The organism is Synechococcus sp. PROS-9-1 (assembly GCF_014279775.1).
Lineage (GTDB): Bacteria > Cyanobacteriota > Cyanobacteriia > PCC-6307 > Cyanobiaceae > Synechococcus_C.
In genome coordinates this window covers 667,368-682,428 of record NZ_CP047961.1, presented here as the reverse complement: position 1 = coordinate 682,428, position 15,061 = coordinate 667,368, and the positions used below count along the sequence as shown (strand labels likewise).

At 55.5% G+C, this 15,061-nt stretch carries 19 protein-coding genes; 7 read left to right on the top strand and 12 right to left on the bottom strand.

Annotated features, from left to right (window positions below; genetic code table 11):
* Positions 1 to 4: 4 nt before the first annotated feature.
* The 3 genes from SynPROS91_RS03560 to SynPROS91_RS03550 all read right to left on the bottom strand — a co-directional run bounded on the left by SynPROS91_RS03560 (position 5) and on the right by SynPROS91_RS03550 (position 1,593).
* Positions 5 to 469 (bottom strand): DUF192 domain-containing protein, encoded by a 465-nt coding sequence (locus SynPROS91_RS03560; RefSeq protein ID WP_255439980.1) that lies wholly within the window; start codon positions 467 to 469, stop codon positions 5 to 7.
* Positions 470 to 562: 93 nt separating this feature from the next.
* Complete coding sequence (locus SynPROS91_RS03555) at positions 563 to 688, bottom strand: hypothetical protein (RefSeq protein ID WP_255439905.1); 126 nt, start codon at positions 686 to 688, stop codon at positions 563 to 565.
* Complete coding sequence (locus SynPROS91_RS03550; RefSeq protein WP_186518484.1) at positions 685 to 1,593, bottom strand: NAD(+) kinase; 909 nt, start codon at positions 1,591 to 1,593, stop codon at positions 685 to 687. Before SynPROS91_RS03550 ends, SynPROS91_RS03555 begins: the two co-directional genes overlap by 4 nt.
* Before the next feature lie 139 nt (positions 1,594 to 1,732).
* Here SynPROS91_RS03550 and SynPROS91_RS03545 point away from each other — a divergent pair, with 139 nt between their 5' ends.
* The gene (locus SynPROS91_RS03545) at positions 1,733 to 3,352 is read left to right on the top strand and encodes an FAD-dependent oxidoreductase (RefSeq protein WP_186518482.1); all 1,620 of its coding nucleotides are present in this window, start codon (positions 1,733 to 1,735) and stop codon (positions 3,350 to 3,352) included.
* Between the two features lie 248 nt (positions 3,353 to 3,600).
* On the opposite strand, the gene SynPROS91_RS12355 is transcribed toward SynPROS91_RS03545, so the two are convergent.
* The 4 genes from SynPROS91_RS12355 to pheS all read right to left on the bottom strand — a co-directional run bounded on the left by SynPROS91_RS12355 (position 3,601) and on the right by pheS (position 7,232).
* Positions 3,601 to 3,708 (bottom strand): DUF4278 domain-containing protein, encoded by a 108-nt coding sequence (locus tag SynPROS91_RS12355; protein WP_186518480.1) that lies wholly within the window; start codon positions 3,706 to 3,708, stop codon positions 3,601 to 3,603.
* An 841-nt stretch (positions 3,709 to 4,549) separates the two neighbouring features.
* Positions 4,550 to 4,819, bottom strand: a complete 270-nt coding sequence (locus SynPROS91_RS03535; protein WP_255439904.1) for a hypothetical protein — start codon at positions 4,817 to 4,819, stop codon at positions 4,550 to 4,552.
* A gap of 155 nt (positions 4,820 to 4,974) precedes the next feature.
* On the bottom strand, positions 4,975 to 5,259 hold the full coding sequence (locus tag SynPROS91_RS03530) for a hypothetical protein (protein WP_186518476.1): 285 nt from the start codon (positions 5,257 to 5,259) through the stop codon (positions 4,975 to 4,977).
* Positions 5,260 to 6,224: 965 nt separating this feature from the next.
* A complete protein-coding gene (gene pheS, locus SynPROS91_RS03525; protein ID WP_186519386.1) occupies positions 6,225 to 7,232 on the bottom strand; it encodes a phenylalanine--tRNA ligase subunit alpha in 1,008 nt (335 codons plus the stop codon).
* 74 nt (positions 7,233 to 7,306) lie between these two features.
* Between pheS and surE the strand changes: the two genes are divergently transcribed.
* Positions 7,307 to 8,104: a 5'/3'-nucleotidase SurE gene (surE, locus tag SynPROS91_RS03520; protein ID WP_186518474.1), complete on the top strand. Its 798-nt coding sequence runs from the start codon at positions 7,307 to 7,309 to the stop codon at positions 8,102 to 8,104.
* A 1-nt stretch (position 8,105) separates the two neighbouring features.
* On the opposite strand, the gene SynPROS91_RS03515 is transcribed toward surE, so the two are convergent.
* The gene (locus SynPROS91_RS03515; RefSeq protein WP_186518473.1) at positions 8,106 to 8,666 is read right to left on the bottom strand and encodes a DUF3611 family protein; all 561 of its coding nucleotides are present in this window, start codon (positions 8,664 to 8,666) and stop codon (positions 8,106 to 8,108) included.
* Between the two features lie 60 nt (positions 8,667 to 8,726).
* Between SynPROS91_RS03515 and SynPROS91_RS03510 the strand changes: the two genes are divergently transcribed.
* The 5 genes from SynPROS91_RS03510 (at position 8,727) to SynPROS91_RS03490 (ending at position 12,426) form a co-directional block, all read left to right on the top strand.
* Positions 8,727 to 9,686: a bifunctional riboflavin kinase/FAD synthetase gene (locus SynPROS91_RS03510; RefSeq protein WP_186519384.1), complete on the top strand. Its 960-nt coding sequence runs from the start codon at positions 8,727 to 8,729 to the stop codon at positions 9,684 to 9,686.
* A 137-nt stretch (positions 9,687 to 9,823) separates the two neighbouring features.
* Positions 9,824 to 10,885 carry a thiamine phosphate synthase gene (locus SynPROS91_RS03505; protein WP_186519383.1) on the top strand — a complete coding sequence of 354 codons (1,062 nt, stop codon included), beginning with the start codon at positions 9,824 to 9,826 and terminating at the stop codon, positions 10,883 to 10,885.
* Positions 10,886 to 10,915: 30 nt separating this feature from the next.
* The gene (thiS, locus tag SynPROS91_RS03500) at positions 10,916 to 11,122 is read left to right on the top strand and encodes a sulfur carrier protein ThiS (RefSeq protein ID WP_186518471.1); all 207 of its coding nucleotides are present in this window, start codon (positions 10,916 to 10,918) and stop codon (positions 11,120 to 11,122) included.
* A 25-nt stretch (positions 11,123 to 11,147) separates the two neighbouring features.
* A complete protein-coding gene (locus SynPROS91_RS03495) occupies positions 11,148 to 12,125 on the top strand; it encodes a DUF1517 domain-containing protein (RefSeq protein WP_186518469.1) in 978 nt (325 codons plus the stop codon).
* A 97-nt stretch (positions 12,126 to 12,222) separates the two neighbouring features.
* The gene (locus SynPROS91_RS03490; protein WP_186519844.1) at positions 12,223 to 12,426 is read left to right on the top strand and encodes a hypothetical protein; all 204 of its coding nucleotides are present in this window, start codon (positions 12,223 to 12,225) and stop codon (positions 12,424 to 12,426) included.
* 1 nt (position 12,427) lies between these two features.
* On the opposite strand, the gene larB is transcribed toward SynPROS91_RS03490, so the two are convergent.
* The 4 genes from larB to SynPROS91_RS12130 form a co-directional block, all read right to left on the bottom strand.
* Positions 12,428 to 13,093, bottom strand: a complete 666-nt coding sequence (larB, locus tag SynPROS91_RS03485; protein WP_186518467.1) for a nickel pincer cofactor biosynthesis protein LarB — start codon at positions 13,091 to 13,093, stop codon at positions 12,428 to 12,430.
* On the bottom strand, positions 13,090 to 13,515 hold the full coding sequence (locus SynPROS91_RS03480; protein ID WP_255439903.1) for a TIGR03792 family protein: 426 nt from the start codon (positions 13,513 to 13,515) through the stop codon (positions 13,090 to 13,092). The genes larB and SynPROS91_RS03480 overlap by 4 nt, the downstream gene beginning before the upstream one ends.
* 32 nt (positions 13,516 to 13,547) lie before the next feature.
* Positions 13,548 to 14,048, bottom strand: coding sequence for a 2-C-methyl-D-erythritol 2,4-cyclodiphosphate synthase (ispF, locus tag SynPROS91_RS03475; protein WP_186518463.1), 501 nt, complete (start codon positions 14,046 to 14,048; stop codon positions 13,548 to 13,550).
* A gap of 234 nt (positions 14,049 to 14,282) precedes the next feature.
* Positions 14,283 to 14,822, bottom strand: a complete 540-nt coding sequence (locus SynPROS91_RS12130; RefSeq protein ID WP_255439901.1) for a TerB family tellurite resistance protein — start codon at positions 14,820 to 14,822, stop codon at positions 14,283 to 14,285.
* Positions 14,823 to 15,061: the final 239 nt, after the last annotated feature.

Genomic DNA, 15,061 nt, shown 5'->3' with positions numbered 1-15,061 from the left:
AGCGTCACCACAGCGTATCGCCAGTGACGCTACGACGTATCTCATCGACTTTTTGCTTTGGGCTCTTCAGGGTGATCGGTTCAATCACTACCGCGTCTCCAACGCCAAGCCCCAGGCGCTTGGCCTCCCCAGTCCCTAGCTCAATCACGCCGTCCGCATCAGCCATCGGCCCAAAGCTCTGGCAAGGCAAGGCGAGACAGATCGGAACCTCAGCCTCGATCGCAATCACTTCGCCCTGGTGCACGAACACCATGTCGAGTGGTGCAATCGTATTCAGCATCCAGAAACGCAACGGCCGTGCCGGCTTAAACGGAAACCACATTCCCCTCAGAGGGGGCAAGGCTGGGCGTTGCATGAGTCCAAGCCGTTGTTCTTGGGGCTGATCTGCCACTTCCAAAAGCACACAGGTGTGGTCGCGAACGCACCATTGCGCCTCAAGGGGCAACTGCTGGGGGGGAGAGACGTCCATCAGAAGCTCTTCAGGAAAGGAACGCCATTGTTGAGGCAATAGCCACGGCCACGACACACCAAGCAGTTTCATGCTGCAAATCACCCACCTCAATCACGGAGCAAACCCAGCTGAGGCAGCTGGCCCCCACTCCAAGGCTGAGTAGCCCAAGGCCTCGAGACGACCTTTGAGCTGCAGGGCCTCAGCACCAACCAACACCACCACGCCCTGCTCGTTCATGGACGATCCGGCTTCGCCACATGGGGCAAGCCCCAACCCAGCTTGTTGCGCAACACCTGGAAAAACTCATGATCCGAAAGGCGCACAAAGCGCACGGGGTGGTCACTACGCCGAATCAAGACCCGGTCCTCAGGCCACACATAACAACCTGCGCTTCCATCCACCACCATCATCAGGCGCTCGGGAGTGGCTGGAAAGACGGTGACGGGTTCCTGATCACTGAAGACAAGTGCACGCGAAGCCAAGGAATGGGCCGCAATCGGCGTGAGCTGCAACACCGGACATTCGGGGGTGATCACAGGTCCGCCTGCGCTGAGGGCATAGGCCGTCGACCCTGTCGGTGTCGACAGGATCACTCCATCAGCGGAGATATCAACAGGTGCATGCCGGCCAATCGCAATTTCGAAGTGGCACATGCTGGTGAGAGGCTCACGGTGCAACGCCATCTCATTAAGAGACAAGGCTTCCCAACGCCGTTGGTCTCCGCGCATCACAGTCACAACCATGTTGGCGCGCTCCTCGATCGTCCAGCGATCGGTGAGGATCTGCTCGAGGGCCTTATCGAGATCACCGAGATAGGCCTCTGCAAGAAAGCCGAGATGGCCGGTGTTGATCGTCAAAATCGGCACCCCAATCGGTGCTGTTTGACGGGCTGCTGACAGCACCGTGCCATCCCCTCCCAACACAATGGCCAGAGCCATGGAGCCATCGAAACCCTCTGGCACGCAGGCGTTGTACCCAAGCATCCGCAAGTGCTGGTCTGGGTTTGCAAAACCCACCATGCCTCCAGAACTGCTCACTCGAACCACCTCATGGCCGGCGAGCTCGAGCCGCTCCTGAATCGTTTGAGCAGTGTCAACGGCGAGTGACTTTCCGTCATTCACGATCAGTCCGACCCTGGGCACCGATCGCGTCTCAAAAGAACGCGCCCATTTTATGAGACAAATCCGCTGACAGCCGCCTCAGGTTGTTTTTTGAAGCCAGCGCCGCCCCACCATCAGCCCTGCGTAGCGTTCAGACAACACCCAGAGGCGAGCCCGAGCGATGCCAAACATCACCCCGTCCCATGTGGTCGTGATCGGAGCGGGGTGGGCTGGTTGGGGCGCCGCCAAATCTCTCTGCGAAGCGGGCGTTCGCGTGACCCTGATCGACGGGATCACCGATCCAACCGGCAGCACACCGCTCACCACCCAAAGCGGCAAACCATTCGAGGCCGGCACGCGGGGGTTTTGGAAGGATTACCCCAACATCAATGCGCTGACGGAAGAACTCAAGCTCGGTGATATTTTCACCGCGTTCACCACCAGCGCCTTCTGGTCTCCCAATGGCCTGGAAGCCACAGCTCCGGTGTTTGGCGACGCACCAGCCTGGCCCAGCCCCTTCGGACAGATGCTGGCCACATTCTCAAACTTCAAACGGCTTCCCTTACAAGATCGCCTCAGCATTAGCGGACTTCTTTATACCATTTTAGACCTGAATCGAAGCGAAGATATTTTCAACGAATACGACAAACTGAGCGCCCAAGAACTGTTCACCAAGCTAGGAATTAGCAAACGTTTGATTGATGATTTCCTGAGACCCATTTTACTCGTGGGCCTTTTCAAGCCACCGGAAGAGTTGTCAGCCGCCGTAACGATGGAGTTGCTTTATTACTACGCCCTCGCCCATCAAGATTCGTTTGATGTGCGCTGGATTAACTCAGAAAGCATCGCCAAGAAACTCTTTGAACCCCTTAGTCAACGGCTGATCGCAGAGCATGATCTGCGCGTGTTGGGCGGGACCCTGGCCACCAGCTTGCACTTCGCACCAGGAACAAACCAGATCAACGCTGTTGGCATTCAATCCGTTGCAACGGGAAAAACCGATCGCATTGGCGATGTGAATGCAGTGGTTTTAGCCGTGGGCTCCAAGGGCATACGCTCGATCATGTCCCAATCTCCAGAGTGCCGAGACGCTGCACCAGAGCTGGTTGCGGCAGGATCCCTTGGCGCGATTGATGTGGTGTCAGTGCGGCTATGGCTCGATCGCTATGTCCCGATTCCCTACCCGGCCAATGTGTTCTCTCGCTTCGAATCCTTACAAGGAGCAGGCGGCACCTTCTTCATGCTCGACCAACTACAAAGCAAGGCCGAGCCGGCCCTCTGGGGTGGCAATGAGCCTCAGGGTTCAGTGATTGCCAGCGACTTTTACAACGCTTCCAAAATCGCACTCATGGAGGATCAAGCGATCATCGAATTGCTCACCCAACAGTTACTACCGATCAGCGATTCTCGCTTCAAGGAGGCAACGGTGCTCGAGTTTGAGGTGCAGCGCTATCCCAATGGGGTGTCGCTCTTTTCCCCGGGAAGTTTCAAGCAACGGCCACCTTTGGAAACCTCCGTAGCCTCGATCGTCTGCGCTGGCGACTGGGTGCGGATGGGCACGCAAGAACACGGCGCCAAAGGGCTATGCCAGGAGCGAGCCTATGTGTGCGGTTTAGAAGCAGGAAACTCATTGCTCACACGCAAAATCATCTCGGGAGCAACGCAGTCTCAAAGCCTTCAACACCCTGTGATCCCGATTCGCGCAGATGAGCCACAGGTGGTGCTCGGTCGCGCCATCAACAAAGTTGTGATGGATTCACTGGATCTCTTTGGACTGAAACACCCTTGGCTTCGCAAGTAGCAGGTAGTAGGTAGCAATCAAATACTCATCATCCAGGAGCTTCCTTAATCAGAAATACCGCCAAAATACCTCCTATACAATTAAATGCTGGTTTTTTACCCCACTCAATGGTGACTAGAAGGCACCATCAACACACAAAAATCTACACACAATCTAGGGATTGATTTTAATATAGACCTACTTATCCAGCAGGGACAAAAAAAAGCCCTCGCCAATCAGGTGAGGGCTTTTGATGTGAACTTGTTCAATCACTTGGCGTAAACAACACCTCTGTAAGTCAGACGGATTTTATTTGAAGCAGATGTAGTTGCACTGTTGGTTTGTGCATACTGCTTGCCACGGTAAGTCAGAGTCATGAGAAGTTCCTCAGAAATACAGGCCCCCGTTCCGTGACCTGAGTGACTGCGCCTCACAGATGGGGATGCGAGGTGAACGTTGTTCGTAGACAAGCTACGTCTCTTTTATACCCTCAGCGTCAAGCCATATCACGTTCATGCTGCTACAAAGCGAGCTTACTTCTGTGCCCTATCAATACAGAACAGAACGAGAAGTAGCACAACTAATGTTCAAAATGCTACACAATCCTGACTCAAGCTGTCAATTTGTGCCTTACCAATACAAAACCGAACCCCTCCCTCCTGCAAAGGGGGAGGAGTTCTTCACTGGTCTTTAGCCAAGATGACCGTTTGATAGCCATCAGATCCACCAAAGCCAGAGGCGAGCAAGAGCTCTCGCCGTGATCAAGAGACGAAGGCTCAAGGAGGTGAGCCGTCAGTGTTGTCATTGAGCGGCACTCAACAAGATGCACATAAACGAAACCCCCTGAAAAGCGACAGGAGTGATCAAGCCGGTAGGTATACCCACTGATGCCGAGCTTGTGATGTGTGTTCAGAGTAGTGATATCGGGAGCAGCTATGACATCCTTAAGAATCGAGAACATTTGCTTACAGGCAAGCCTCGAGCTAAATGAAACGGTTCACGCCTATAGAGATCGAATTGATGTCAGTCGAGAGGCTCATTTCACTGGCTACCTCATGTCACACTTCCTAATGACGATGTGTTGCTTGGCAGACACGGTTCGATTTGATCTCTTGATGGAGTCGCTGAAGGCTGATGCGGTAGAGGTTTAGATACGAGCACCGCCTCGCTGAGCTAAGGTCCAGCTTGTTAATAAGAGAGTGCAGACAAGAATGATGATTACTCCATCCAAAGTTTTTTGAATGCATAGGGAGCTGCTTCACGCTGTTCCATGGACGTCTCCCGAATGAAAGTAATGCAGGCGTTTGATCCATCAAATTGCTTGTTTTTGATGACCATTAGCATCGAATCATTCAGGCTTTTCCCTTTCTTCAATCCTGCATCAAGAGTTTTTACTGCGCCGATAGGGTCGCACTTCCCAAATTTGAGTGGTTCTGGCTCTTTGGCTTGACTCGCTGGGAGGGCAACAACAGACAGGACGAAGCTCAAGATCAACAGATTGATAGACGCCATCGCCCTATCGCTATGGACAATGAGTAAAGCATCAATCTCTTAAAGGCTTTCCCTTGAGATATGGAGCAAGGTTGATTAAGAAACAAAGGCGGGCAAAGCGCGACAGCTCAGGGGGATGTTCTGGCGCACGATCAAGCTGCTGTTAGCTCATTGAAGATTGACAGAGGATGCGGTGCACTGACTCGGCCAGTAAGGCAATGAATGATGGATACTGCATAGAGCAGCACATCCAATTTCAACCTAGACATGACTGGAGTGAGGGAGAAAGTGAATACAGTCTGGTGTGCTCTTGAGCCCATAAACGACCCCATGATTCCAATTCCCGCTAAAATGAATTCAATCATGCCTAATATTAGATGGCAGTCATTAATATTCACCCCAACCAAGAGTGGGGTTTTGCTGTATTCAATACGCATGACTAAATCTCACTAATCCCAAGATTTACTGCCTAATGGTATTAGCCGATACATTCTTCACCCTAAAATTCAGAAACGAGGCGTTAGCGGAACACCTGTATCAAATCAAACCTCTTTAATAATTTCTCCCGTTAATAGGTGTGCAAATACTAACGCCAGCGTCGTTACTCCCCTTAGGGTCTCGTCACTCGTTGAACTCAACATGCCAACCAACAACCTATCGAGCCTTAAGTGGAACGAAGAAGGTGAGCTCTCACCCCAAGACATCTGGAATTTAGTAACAAAGCTAACTAAAGCCGAGGATGCATCGAAAGCATCCAACCTTCTGCATCTATCATCCAAGCACACACACGCAAGGCATAAGAAAAAAGATAAGGCTTAAATGTAGACTCACAATAATATCAGATTATCGCCAAATCACCTTGTAAGTAGCATATGCTTAAAGACGCATTTGCGAACAATAAGACATCTTAAGGCTCGATTATTCGCAAGGATTTTATATCATTTAATTCAGTGATCTAACGAAATACGCTATCCAATAAATTTTGAACCATAAAACACAGGAGCTCGTTACACTCCATACTGTGTCTAGCTTTTGCCCTTCAACGATGGCCGGAAGAAGCAAGGGGGATGATTCGCTTTTCCACTCACTTGGCTGTAAAGCAAGCGGCTGTTCGGAGAGACATGTGCTTCGTTCGCGACGAGCATAAAAATGGGAGGCTGCTTACCCCTCCCACCAAGTCACTTGCTTTCGCTTGTTGACTATGCCCTGCTTGAACGCGGAAAACATGACAGAACGCTGAGAAAGTCTTTCTAAATGTTTCTAGTGCTGATGAAGAGGCAGCAAATAAAAAAAGATGTCTGCTTCCCAGGATCGCCTCAAGGGCTGTGAGTGTGCATCTTGATCCTTACCCATGGATTAGGAATCAAGGCAAGAGGCTTCGTTCAACCGTGATCGGTTCGAATCAGAATTGATCCAAGAAGCGCAGATCACTGGTGTACAACCGGCGGATGTCGTCGATGCCATGACGCACCATACAAAACCGTTCCACTCCTAAACCAGCAGCAAAACCACTCCAACGATCGGGATCAAGGCCTAACCCCTCCAGCACTGCCGGATCCACCATTCCGCAACCCATCACCTCAAGCCAGCGCCCTCGCCATTGGACATCCACCTCAGCAGAGGGTTCCGTAAACGGGAAGTAACTGGCGCGAAAGCGTACTGGCAGGTCGCCAAAGAACGCCTTGAGGAACTGCATCACCGTGCCGCGGAGGTGGCTGAAATCCAAGCCCTCATCGATCGCCAACACCTCCACTTGATGAAACACAGGCGAATGGGTGGCATCGACCGCATCCCGCCGATACACCCGGCCTGGAGCCACGATCCGCACCGGTGGTGGATTCGTTTCGAGGTGGCGGATCTGTACCGGCGAGGTGTGGGTGCGCAACAACAGGTTGTCTTGCAGATAAAAAGTGTCCTGCATGTCTCGCGCAGGGTGCTCAGGCGGAATGTTCAGCGCCGTGAAATTGTGGTGATCCGTCTCCACTTCTGGGCCTTCTTCCACCTGATAGCCGAGACCGCAGAACAGATCAACAATCTCCTCTGTGGTGGTGATCAACGGGTGCCGATGCCCCATCGGCACCCCCAGCGGAGCCGCCGTAACATCGAGCGTTTCGGCAGCGATCCGCGCCTCCATGGCAGCGCTCTTCACGGATTGCAGCCGCTCAGAGAGCAGCTGCTGCACCTGAGTCTTCAAGACATTGGCGCGCTGGCCAACCACCGGGCGTTCATCCCCTGGCAGCTTGCCCATCGCCCCCAGAACGGCTGAAAGCCGCCCCTTTTTACCGAGCAGTCCAACGCGAAGCTGCTCAAGAGCAGCGGCATCGGTTGCTGCCTGAATCTCAACGGCCGCTTCCGCCTCTAGGGCGTCCAGCTGATCAGTGAGCTGCTGCAGGGAGATCGTGGCGCTCAAGGCATCGGTATCGCGGCAATGACTGTAGGCAGCCATCACGACTAGGTTCCATCCAACGCATACACCCACTCCTGATGAAGCCCCTGCGGATCCTGATCAGCAACGACGATGGCGTGTTCGCCGACGGCATCCGCACCCTGGCGGCAGCGGCAGCCGCAGCAGGCCATGAGGTCACGGTGGTGTGCCCCGATCAGGAGCGCTCTGCCACCGGGCATGGATTAACGCTTCAGACCCCCATTCGTGCCGAACGGGCTGATGAGCTGTTTGAACCTGGAATCAAAGCCTGGGCCTGCAGCGGCACCCCCGCCGATTGCATGAAATTAGCCCTGTTTGAACTTCTATCCGAGAAGCCAGACCTGGTGCTTTCAGGGATCAACCACGGCCCCAACCTCGGCACCGATGTGTTCTGTTCAGGAACCGTGGCAGCCGCGATGGAAGGCACCCTGGAGGGTTTGCCGGCAATGGCCGTGAGCAGTGCTTGTTTTCAGTGGAGAGAATTCCAAGCCGCCGCAAATTTAGCCGTGCAGGTGGCAGAAGCCGCCCTTGCTGATCGATGGCCGGAAAACCTACTGCTCAATCTCAACGTGCCGCCCTGCAAGCAGGAGGCCATGGGGGAACTGCGCTGGACCCGTCTTTCCATCCGCCGCTACGACGAACAGTTCAGTCCTCGGGTCGACCCCCGTGGCCGCACCTATTACTGGTTGGCCGGTGAAGCCGTCGAAGATTTCGAGTCGGGCGGTGATGGCCCCCGCGACTGGCCCACTGACGTGGCCCAAATCCAAGCGAATGCACCGTCGCTCACACCGATTCAACCTGAGCTGTTCTGGCGCGGAGGACTCTCCTCTTTACCCCAACTAAACATCAATCAGTAGCTCAGCTCGTGCGATAAATCCGCTGCAGCATCCAAAGCGAGAACAGCAAACCAATGAGATGAGCAAACAACACCTGCGTGTTGCTCAGCACCGAAAGCATCTCCAGGGAGGTGATCGCCATATTTTCTCCCGCTCCCCTTGCTCCAATGGCAATGCCTGGCGTCTGCATCGAGGCCTGCACAAACAGGGCACCAGCCAAGGATTGATAGCCCACAGCGGCAAACACCAGGCCCAACAGATCAGCGAACAAACTGCGCTTGATCGTGCGACTGGCCTCGCCTCGACTGGGTCGCGCACCACTCGCCAACGCCCGTCCCAGCCGGACCACCAACCAGCTCTGCCAAAGACTGAATAACAACACTAAAAACGCAAGGGTGGTCAACGAAAGGCCCGGCCCTAATCCCAAGGCTTTATCGGCATTTCTGCTCAAACTGCCGCCGATGTTGTTGAACATCAACACCCCCAAAATCACAATTCCCAGGCCGGTTTGCGTCCAAAAGCGAATCCAAGCGGTGCGGCGCAAGCCAAGAGCGAGCAGTTGGAGATCGAGCCGATCGGCCATGCGATGTAGGAGGTCTGTCGTCCAAACTTGCCATCAACCACAGATCCGTGCACAACGCCGTTGATTTCTCTCTGCTCTCCACAGCAGGCCAAAACCCCCACCACCCTGGCGTTGGGCAGCTTCGACGGCCTCCATGCGGGTCATCGGCGGGTGATCGCGTCTGTGACCAAAACGGATCACCTCAATGCCATTCCCACGGTGGTGAGCTTCTGGCCGCACCCACGCGAAGTGCTCCACGGTGAACCACGTCTGCGCCTCGATCTCCCAGAAGAGAAGCTCGAGCTCCTTGAGCCGCTTGGCATCCAGCAGCTGGTCTTGGTGCCTTTCAACCGCCAACTAGCGCAGCTCAGTGCCGCCGAATTTGTAGAGCAGGTGCTGCTCGGTTGCCTCAAGGCGCAACAAATCGCCGTAGGGGCCAATTTCCGATTCGGTCGGGGCCGGGAAGGCGATACCAACACGCTGCGGGCCTTAGCGGAAGCCGCTGGGGTTCAGGTGTCGGTGTTGGCGATTCTGGAGGATGCCGGAGGACGGATGAGCAGCAGCCGCATTCGCGAAGCACTCGCAAATGGCGACCTACAAACCGCTAGCGCGCTGCTCGGCCGCCCCTACCGCTTCCGGGGAACGGTGGTGCGCGGTCGCGGCCTAGGGCGTGATTTGGGCTGGCCCACCGCCAATCTGCAAGTGGATGGGCGCAAGTTTTTGCCAGGGCTTGGTGTCTATGCCGCCCGCGCCTGGACGCAACGCGATGGCAAAGGGTGCGTTGGCGAAGGAAGTGATAGCGAAGCACTGCCGGCCGTGATGAATCTCGGCCCCCAGCCCACCGTGGATCCCAACGCTCCTTCAGCCGTTGAGGTGCATCTGCTCGACAGGCGCATTGAACTGGTCGGCCAGGAGCTTGTCGTGGAACCGGTGGAACGGCTACGCGGACAACAACGCTTTTCGGGCCTCGATGAGCTCAGTGCACAAATCGGAAAGGACGCCGAAGCAGCACGTCAACGGCTTCAAGCCCCAGCTGGGTAAGCGTTCGACAGTCCCCAGACGATGAACACACCAACACCGCCTAGGAGAATGATCCCCCAAACCAGCACGTGCATGGAGCTCTCGGATCCGCTGTTGTCCATGGCCGCCGTGGAGCATGCGATCCTTCTCAGACTGCCATGGAGCCGATGGTTGTCGAAGCAGACGCCAACCTGCGAGTGGCACGGCTGATCGACGCCAACCTGGATCGAGCACGAGAAGGGCTGCGTGTCATTGAAGACTGGTGTCGGTTTGGTCTGGATCGAGACGATCTCGTCGTGCCGCTAAAAGACTGGCGGCAGCGACTGGGGCAACAGCATCACGATCGCTACCGCCGCGCCCGTTCCACGGCAACAGACGTTGCCGCCGGCCTGGGCCATCCCGCTCAAGCGAATCGTGGCACCGCCCAAGCGATTGTTAAAGCCAATGCCAGCCGTGTGCAGGAAGCCCTGCGCGTCTTGGAGGAATTCGGGCGCAATCTCGATCCAGCCCTAGCCAGCACTTCAGCTGAGATCCGCTACGGGCTCTATGACCTTGAGGTACGCATTCTCGAAGCCTGCGGGCGTCAGCACAGGCAGGAACGCCTCGAGGCCGCCAAGCTTTGCCTGATTACGGATCCCGATCGAGACAACAACCTGGAGCGATTGCTTCAGGGGGTTGAAGCCGCTCTGGTGGCCGGCGTCAGCCTGGTTCAGTACCGGCGCAAACAGGGCAATGACCAACAACGCCTGCTTGAAGCGCAAGCCCTGAAAACACTGTGCAGTCGCTTTGAGGCCCTGTTCATCATCAACGACCGCATTGATCTCGCGCTCTTGGTGGATGCCGATGGCGTGCATCTCGGCCAGGACGACCTCCCCCTCTCAGAGGCGAGACAGCTGCTCGGCCCAGAGCGCTTGCTTGGACGCAGCACCCACTGCCTCGAGCACCTGCTCGCCGCCCAGAAAGAGGGCGCCGATTATCTGGGCGTTGGCCCCGTCTTCGCCACCGCTACCAAACGTGATCGCAGACCAGCCGGCCTGAGCTGGGTGACGGAAGCCAGTCTTCATGCCGCCGTGCCCTGGTTTGCGATCGGTGGCATCGATGTTGAGACAATCCCCTCGGTTCGTGCTGCAGGTGCTCAGCGCGTTGCCGTGGTGAGCGCGATCATGGGATCCAATCATCCGGAAGAAGCGAGCCGGACCCTGCTCCAAGCTCTTTCTTAACAGCCCTTACTTCGGTCTTATTTCGGTTCCATGCAACTCACGGTGAACGGCGAACTTCGCCGCCTTGATCCCTCAGCCACAACTCTGGATCAAGTGATCCAGCAGCTTGGGCACCACCCTCGACTGGTCGTCGTCGAATACAACGGACTGATCCTCACCCCGGAACGCTGGGAAGCCCAGCAAGTCAAAGATGGTGACAACCTCGAGATCGTCACCATCGTGGGCGGTGGTTCCTAGAGTTATCGGAGTGTGATATGCCGTCTTGGCCTCCTCCAAACTCCGCCCCCAGGCTGGTCAAATCAGACGCTGGCTCTCGGGATTGCTGGTGCCAGTGTTCGTAGTTGGCCTGCTGCTGATCAGCCCCCAACCCAGCGAAGCCGCCCGAGGCGGTCGAATCGGAGGCGGGAGCTTCCGCGCCCCGTCCATGCCCAGAGGCGGGGGTTACAACCGCAGCTATGGAGGCGGTGGATACGGCGGCGGATACGGCCGCGGATATGGACGCGGAATGGGCTTTCCATTCATCATCCCGATCTTTGGATTTGGTGGAGGCGGCCTGTTTGGCTTCTTAGTGCTCGCGGCGATCGTGGGTGTTGTGGTCAACGCCGTGCGCAATGGCGGCGGTGGCGGTTCCCCTGCGATTGGAGGTGGTTATCGAGCCCCCCGTGAGCTCTCCACCGGACCCGTGTCTTTGCTGCAAATGCAGATCGGACTGCTTGCGAGTGCCAAGTCGCTGCAAACAGACCTGCGTCAGCTCGCCGCATCCGCTGACACCAGCACATCATCCGGCCTGCAACGGGTGCTGCAGGAAACAACCCTCGCCCTGCTGCGACAGCCCGAACTTTGGGTGTACGCCAACGTGGAATCAGGCAGCGTTCCCTTCAACGCTTCAGAGTCGACGTTCAACCGCCTGTCGATGACCGAACGCAGCAAGCTGCGCGCTGAAATCACCACCAATGTGGGCGGCGTACGCAACGGCAACACAGCGGAGTTGAGCAGCAGCGGCGATGCCGATGCCACAAACGAATTCATCGTGGTCACCGTGCTCGTGGCCAGCCGCCAAAGCGTGAAGCTCAAGCAAGCCGACAGTGGAGAAGCCCTACGCGAAACGCTGCGCATTCTTGGCTCCACATCCTCCTCTGACCTGATGGCCCTTGAGGTGATCTGGCAACCCGATGGAAGTGGCGATGTTCTCAGTGCCGATGAGCTGGTGATGGCCTATCCAAACCTCCAGCACCTTTGACTTCGATTTAAGAAAATCTTCCGCCAAATTCGCGACATCAAACTAGCGGTCAGGGATTCAACGCAATAGGTTTAAATCACTACTCCTTGTTGGAGCCTTGGCCTCCACTGCACCACGCATAGACCCCAGATCCATGCAGTGGCAGACCAATGGCGAACTCCATCAAGGCGACCTCATCGCGCTGGTTTGCCATCTGCGCAAAGCGGAATGCGGCCAGCACAGTGATGAGCTTTCGCGCTTAGGCCAAAGGCACACGGAAAACTCCAAAACCAGCATGACCATGCAAAAGCAGCCCGCCTGAATTAGGTGCGTCTTTGCAGAATCCGCAAGGCAGCCATCGCTGCTCCATAGCCGTTGTCGATATTGACCACCACTAGGCCTGGAGCACAGCTCGCCAGCATTCCATCGAGAGCGGCTCGACCACCAGCACTCACGCCATAGCCAACAGACACAGGCACGCCGATCACCGGTTGGGGCAAGAGCCCAGCAAGAACAGTTGGCAGGGCACCTTCCATACCAGCGCAAGCAATCAGCACCGACGACTGCTGAAGCTTCGGCAGTTGATCCAACAAACGATGCAACCCGGCAACCCCCACATCCAGCAACAGATCTGCATCAATGCCGTGCCAATGCAAAGCCAGTTGCGCTTCTGCGGCGATAGGGAGATCACTGGTACCGCCGCTAAGCACCGTGACGGTCCCAAGCTCCGGTCGCAACGGAGGAGGGGTTCCCGAGGTCAAACATCGAGCCCGGGCCTCAAAACGCACAAGCTCCCTGTCGCAACGCTGAAGAACGGCCTTGGCCTTGGCCTCATCCACACGCGTGACCAACGCTGGCTGCTCCCTGGCCGCGAAGGCTTCCAGGATGGCCACGATCTGATCCACCGTTTTGTGCAACCCCCAGATCGCTTCGCTGATGCCGAGACGATCGCTCCGTTGCCAGTCGAGACGGACGTCTTCGCTGCTCATGGGGGTAACAGCTCTCCTTCAAACACCAAGGGGAAAGGATTGTCCATGTCTTGAGCAAGCTCCATCGCTTCGCGAGCAAGCTGCTCAAAGCGGTTTTGAACCTCTTCCACCTGCTCGCTGGGGATCGCTTTCCAAGCCTGACGACTCGACCAGCGAATCAAGAGGGTGCCCTCTTCCGTTTCAGGGTCCCAAAGCAGATCACGACCAAGAAAACCCGTTTGTTGCTCCAACCAAGGCTCCCAGCTGCCTCGCTCCGCTTCCAGCCAGGCCTGACGCCCTTGCTTTGGCACTGAGATGCGCAGATGCTCAATCACAGCAACGTCATATCCGCCCTCAGGATCAGCAAAAGCAGCGAAACGGACATCAGCCGATTGACCCATCAGCACGAAAGCCACACAAAGCAGAGTGGCGACCCTAATCATCAATGGCTGGAATCGCTGCAAAAGGCTTTGCATCAAAGCGCCTGCAACAGGGCCACGGCCTGACAAGAGATTCCCTCTTCCCGACCTTCAGGGCCGAGTTTTTCATTGGTGGTGGCTTTCACGCCCACCTGATCTGGAGCAACCCCAATCCTGAGAGCGATGGCCGATCGCATCGCCTCAATGTGGGGCTTGAGTTTGGGCCGCTCGGCGATCAACACCGCATCCACATTGACCACGCCCCAGCCACGCCCCTTCACCAAAGCCACAACCTGCTCCAGGAGCAAGAGACTGTCGGCTCCTTTCCATTGAGGATCGTCGGGAGGAAAATATTTGCCGATGTCACCCAAAGAGAGCGCCCCCAAAAGGGCGTCCATGATCGCGTGCACCAACACATCAGCATCGCTGTGACCATCGAGGCCTAGCCCTGCTGGATGCTCAAGCTGCTGACCACCAAGAATCAGAGGCCGGCCCGGCACCAAACGGTGGATGTCATAGCCGTTGCCGATTCGAAGGGACGGAACCGAAGAGGTCATCAAGAGGGTTTGAAACGGGCCGAAACGATCTCATTCACCTGCCACAACGACCGATGAATGCATATTCAATGCTCGATTTTAAGGGCAGCACCAACACCACGAGCAATGACGCTGTTTTGAAGAGCGCAACTCAGAGCACCTTTTACAAAGAGCGACCAGGACCAACACAATCACCACCAATATCGTTTTAAAGAATCAAGCAAACAGACCAGATCAAATCCAATCAACCTATCCTTAAGCATCAGCATTCAGCCCTACATAGGACCCATGAAGCGGATGGCCTGGATGTTGCCGGCCTTCAGCATAATAAAGCTTTTCGATAAGAAGATCAGGCAATTTTTCATCTCCAAATATCACATCTAAAACAAGCCTGATCGGTGAGCGGTTTTGATTTAGCTGTTGCTTGGCTGAGGACTCGATTCCCTCAAGCTCATCCTTTGACAGATTGAGCTCCTTAAGGAGTTCTTGATACACGCGTCGTTCATCGGGATTGATCTTGAGGCAATCACGGGGCTGTCTTGAAACAGCGGCCACGAGATAGGCCACTCGAGCAGCAAGACAACGATCTTCATGGGTTGTTAAGGCCCCTACCAGCTCTTTGAGACTGAGCGTTGAACCTTCTGCTGGATGAACAAGATCAGCCTCAACCGTATCAACAGACAACTGTTGGGGAAGATCGCGGATCAATTGCGCCTCTTCCTTTGAAATATTTCCATCACTCAAGGCAATTAATTTAGCAATCTCGAGCAACGTATCCATCGTTTTCTTCGTCATCTTGTTGTCTGCCATCACTTAAATCCGAAAGTTCTTCCTTCAATAACAAATAGCATGAGCCCCATTCAGCGCATGCCTCCATGAAGAGAGGCCGCCCCTCCCGGATGGAAGAGACGGCCTAACTCGCTCGTTTATGCATATCGCAAACCATTAATCAGTGAACCTGTATCGCGGAAGCCTGAACCTCGTATCGAACACAGTGAACTGAAAGGGGTGGTGCGAAGCGACTGTCTGCAGGA

What these genes read in the sequence shown, in the direction of transcription:
- SynPROS91_RS12355 (WP_186518480.1), bottom strand. Translation starts at nt 3,708, where the DNA reads ATGACTCTGACTTACCGTGGCAAGCAGTATGCACAAACCAACAGTGCA.
- thiS (WP_186518471.1), top strand. Translation starts at nt 10,916, where the DNA reads ATGCAACTCACGGTGAACGGCGAACTTCGCCGCCTTGATCCCTCAGCC.
- SynPROS91_RS03560 (WP_255439980.1), bottom strand. Translation starts at nt 469, where the DNA reads ATGGACGTCTCTCCCCCCCAGCAGTTGCCCCTTGAGGCGCAATGGTGC.
- SynPROS91_RS12130 (WP_255439901.1), bottom strand. Translation starts at nt 14,822, where the DNA reads ATGACGAAGAAAACGATGGATACGTTGCTCGAGATTGCTAAATTAATT.
- SynPROS91_RS03545 (WP_186518482.1), top strand. Translation starts at nt 1,733, where the DNA reads ATGCCAAACATCACCCCGTCCCATGTGGTCGTGATCGGAGCGGGGTGG.
- SynPROS91_RS03530 (WP_186518476.1), bottom strand. Translation starts at nt 5,259, where the DNA reads ATGCGTATTGAATACAGCAAAACCCCACTCTTGGTTGGGGTGAATATT.
- larB (WP_186518467.1), bottom strand. Translation starts at nt 13,093, where the DNA reads ATGAGCAGCGAAGACGTCCGTCTCGACTGGCAACGGAGCGATCGTCTC.
- ispF (WP_186518463.1), bottom strand. Translation starts at nt 14,048, where the DNA reads ATGACCTCTTCGGTTCCGTCCCTTCGAATCGGCAACGGCTATGACATC.
- SynPROS91_RS03480 (WP_255439903.1), bottom strand. Translation starts at nt 13,515, where the DNA reads ATGATTAGGGTCGCCACTCTGCTTTGTGTGGCTTTCGTGCTGATGGGT.
- SynPROS91_RS03515 (WP_186518473.1), bottom strand. Translation starts at nt 8,666, where the DNA reads ATGGCCGATCGGCTCGATCTCCAACTGCTCGCTCTTGGCTTGCGCCGC.
- SynPROS91_RS03555 (WP_255439905.1), bottom strand. Translation starts at nt 688, where the DNA reads ATGAACGAGCAGGGCGTGGTGGTGTTGGTTGGTGCTGAGGCCCTGCAG.
- surE (WP_186518474.1), top strand. Translation starts at nt 7,307, where the DNA reads ATGAAGCCCCTGCGGATCCTGATCAGCAACGACGATGGCGTGTTCGCC.
- SynPROS91_RS03505 (WP_186519383.1), top strand. Translation starts at nt 9,824, where the DNA reads ATGGAGCCGATGGTTGTCGAAGCAGACGCCAACCTGCGAGTGGCACGG.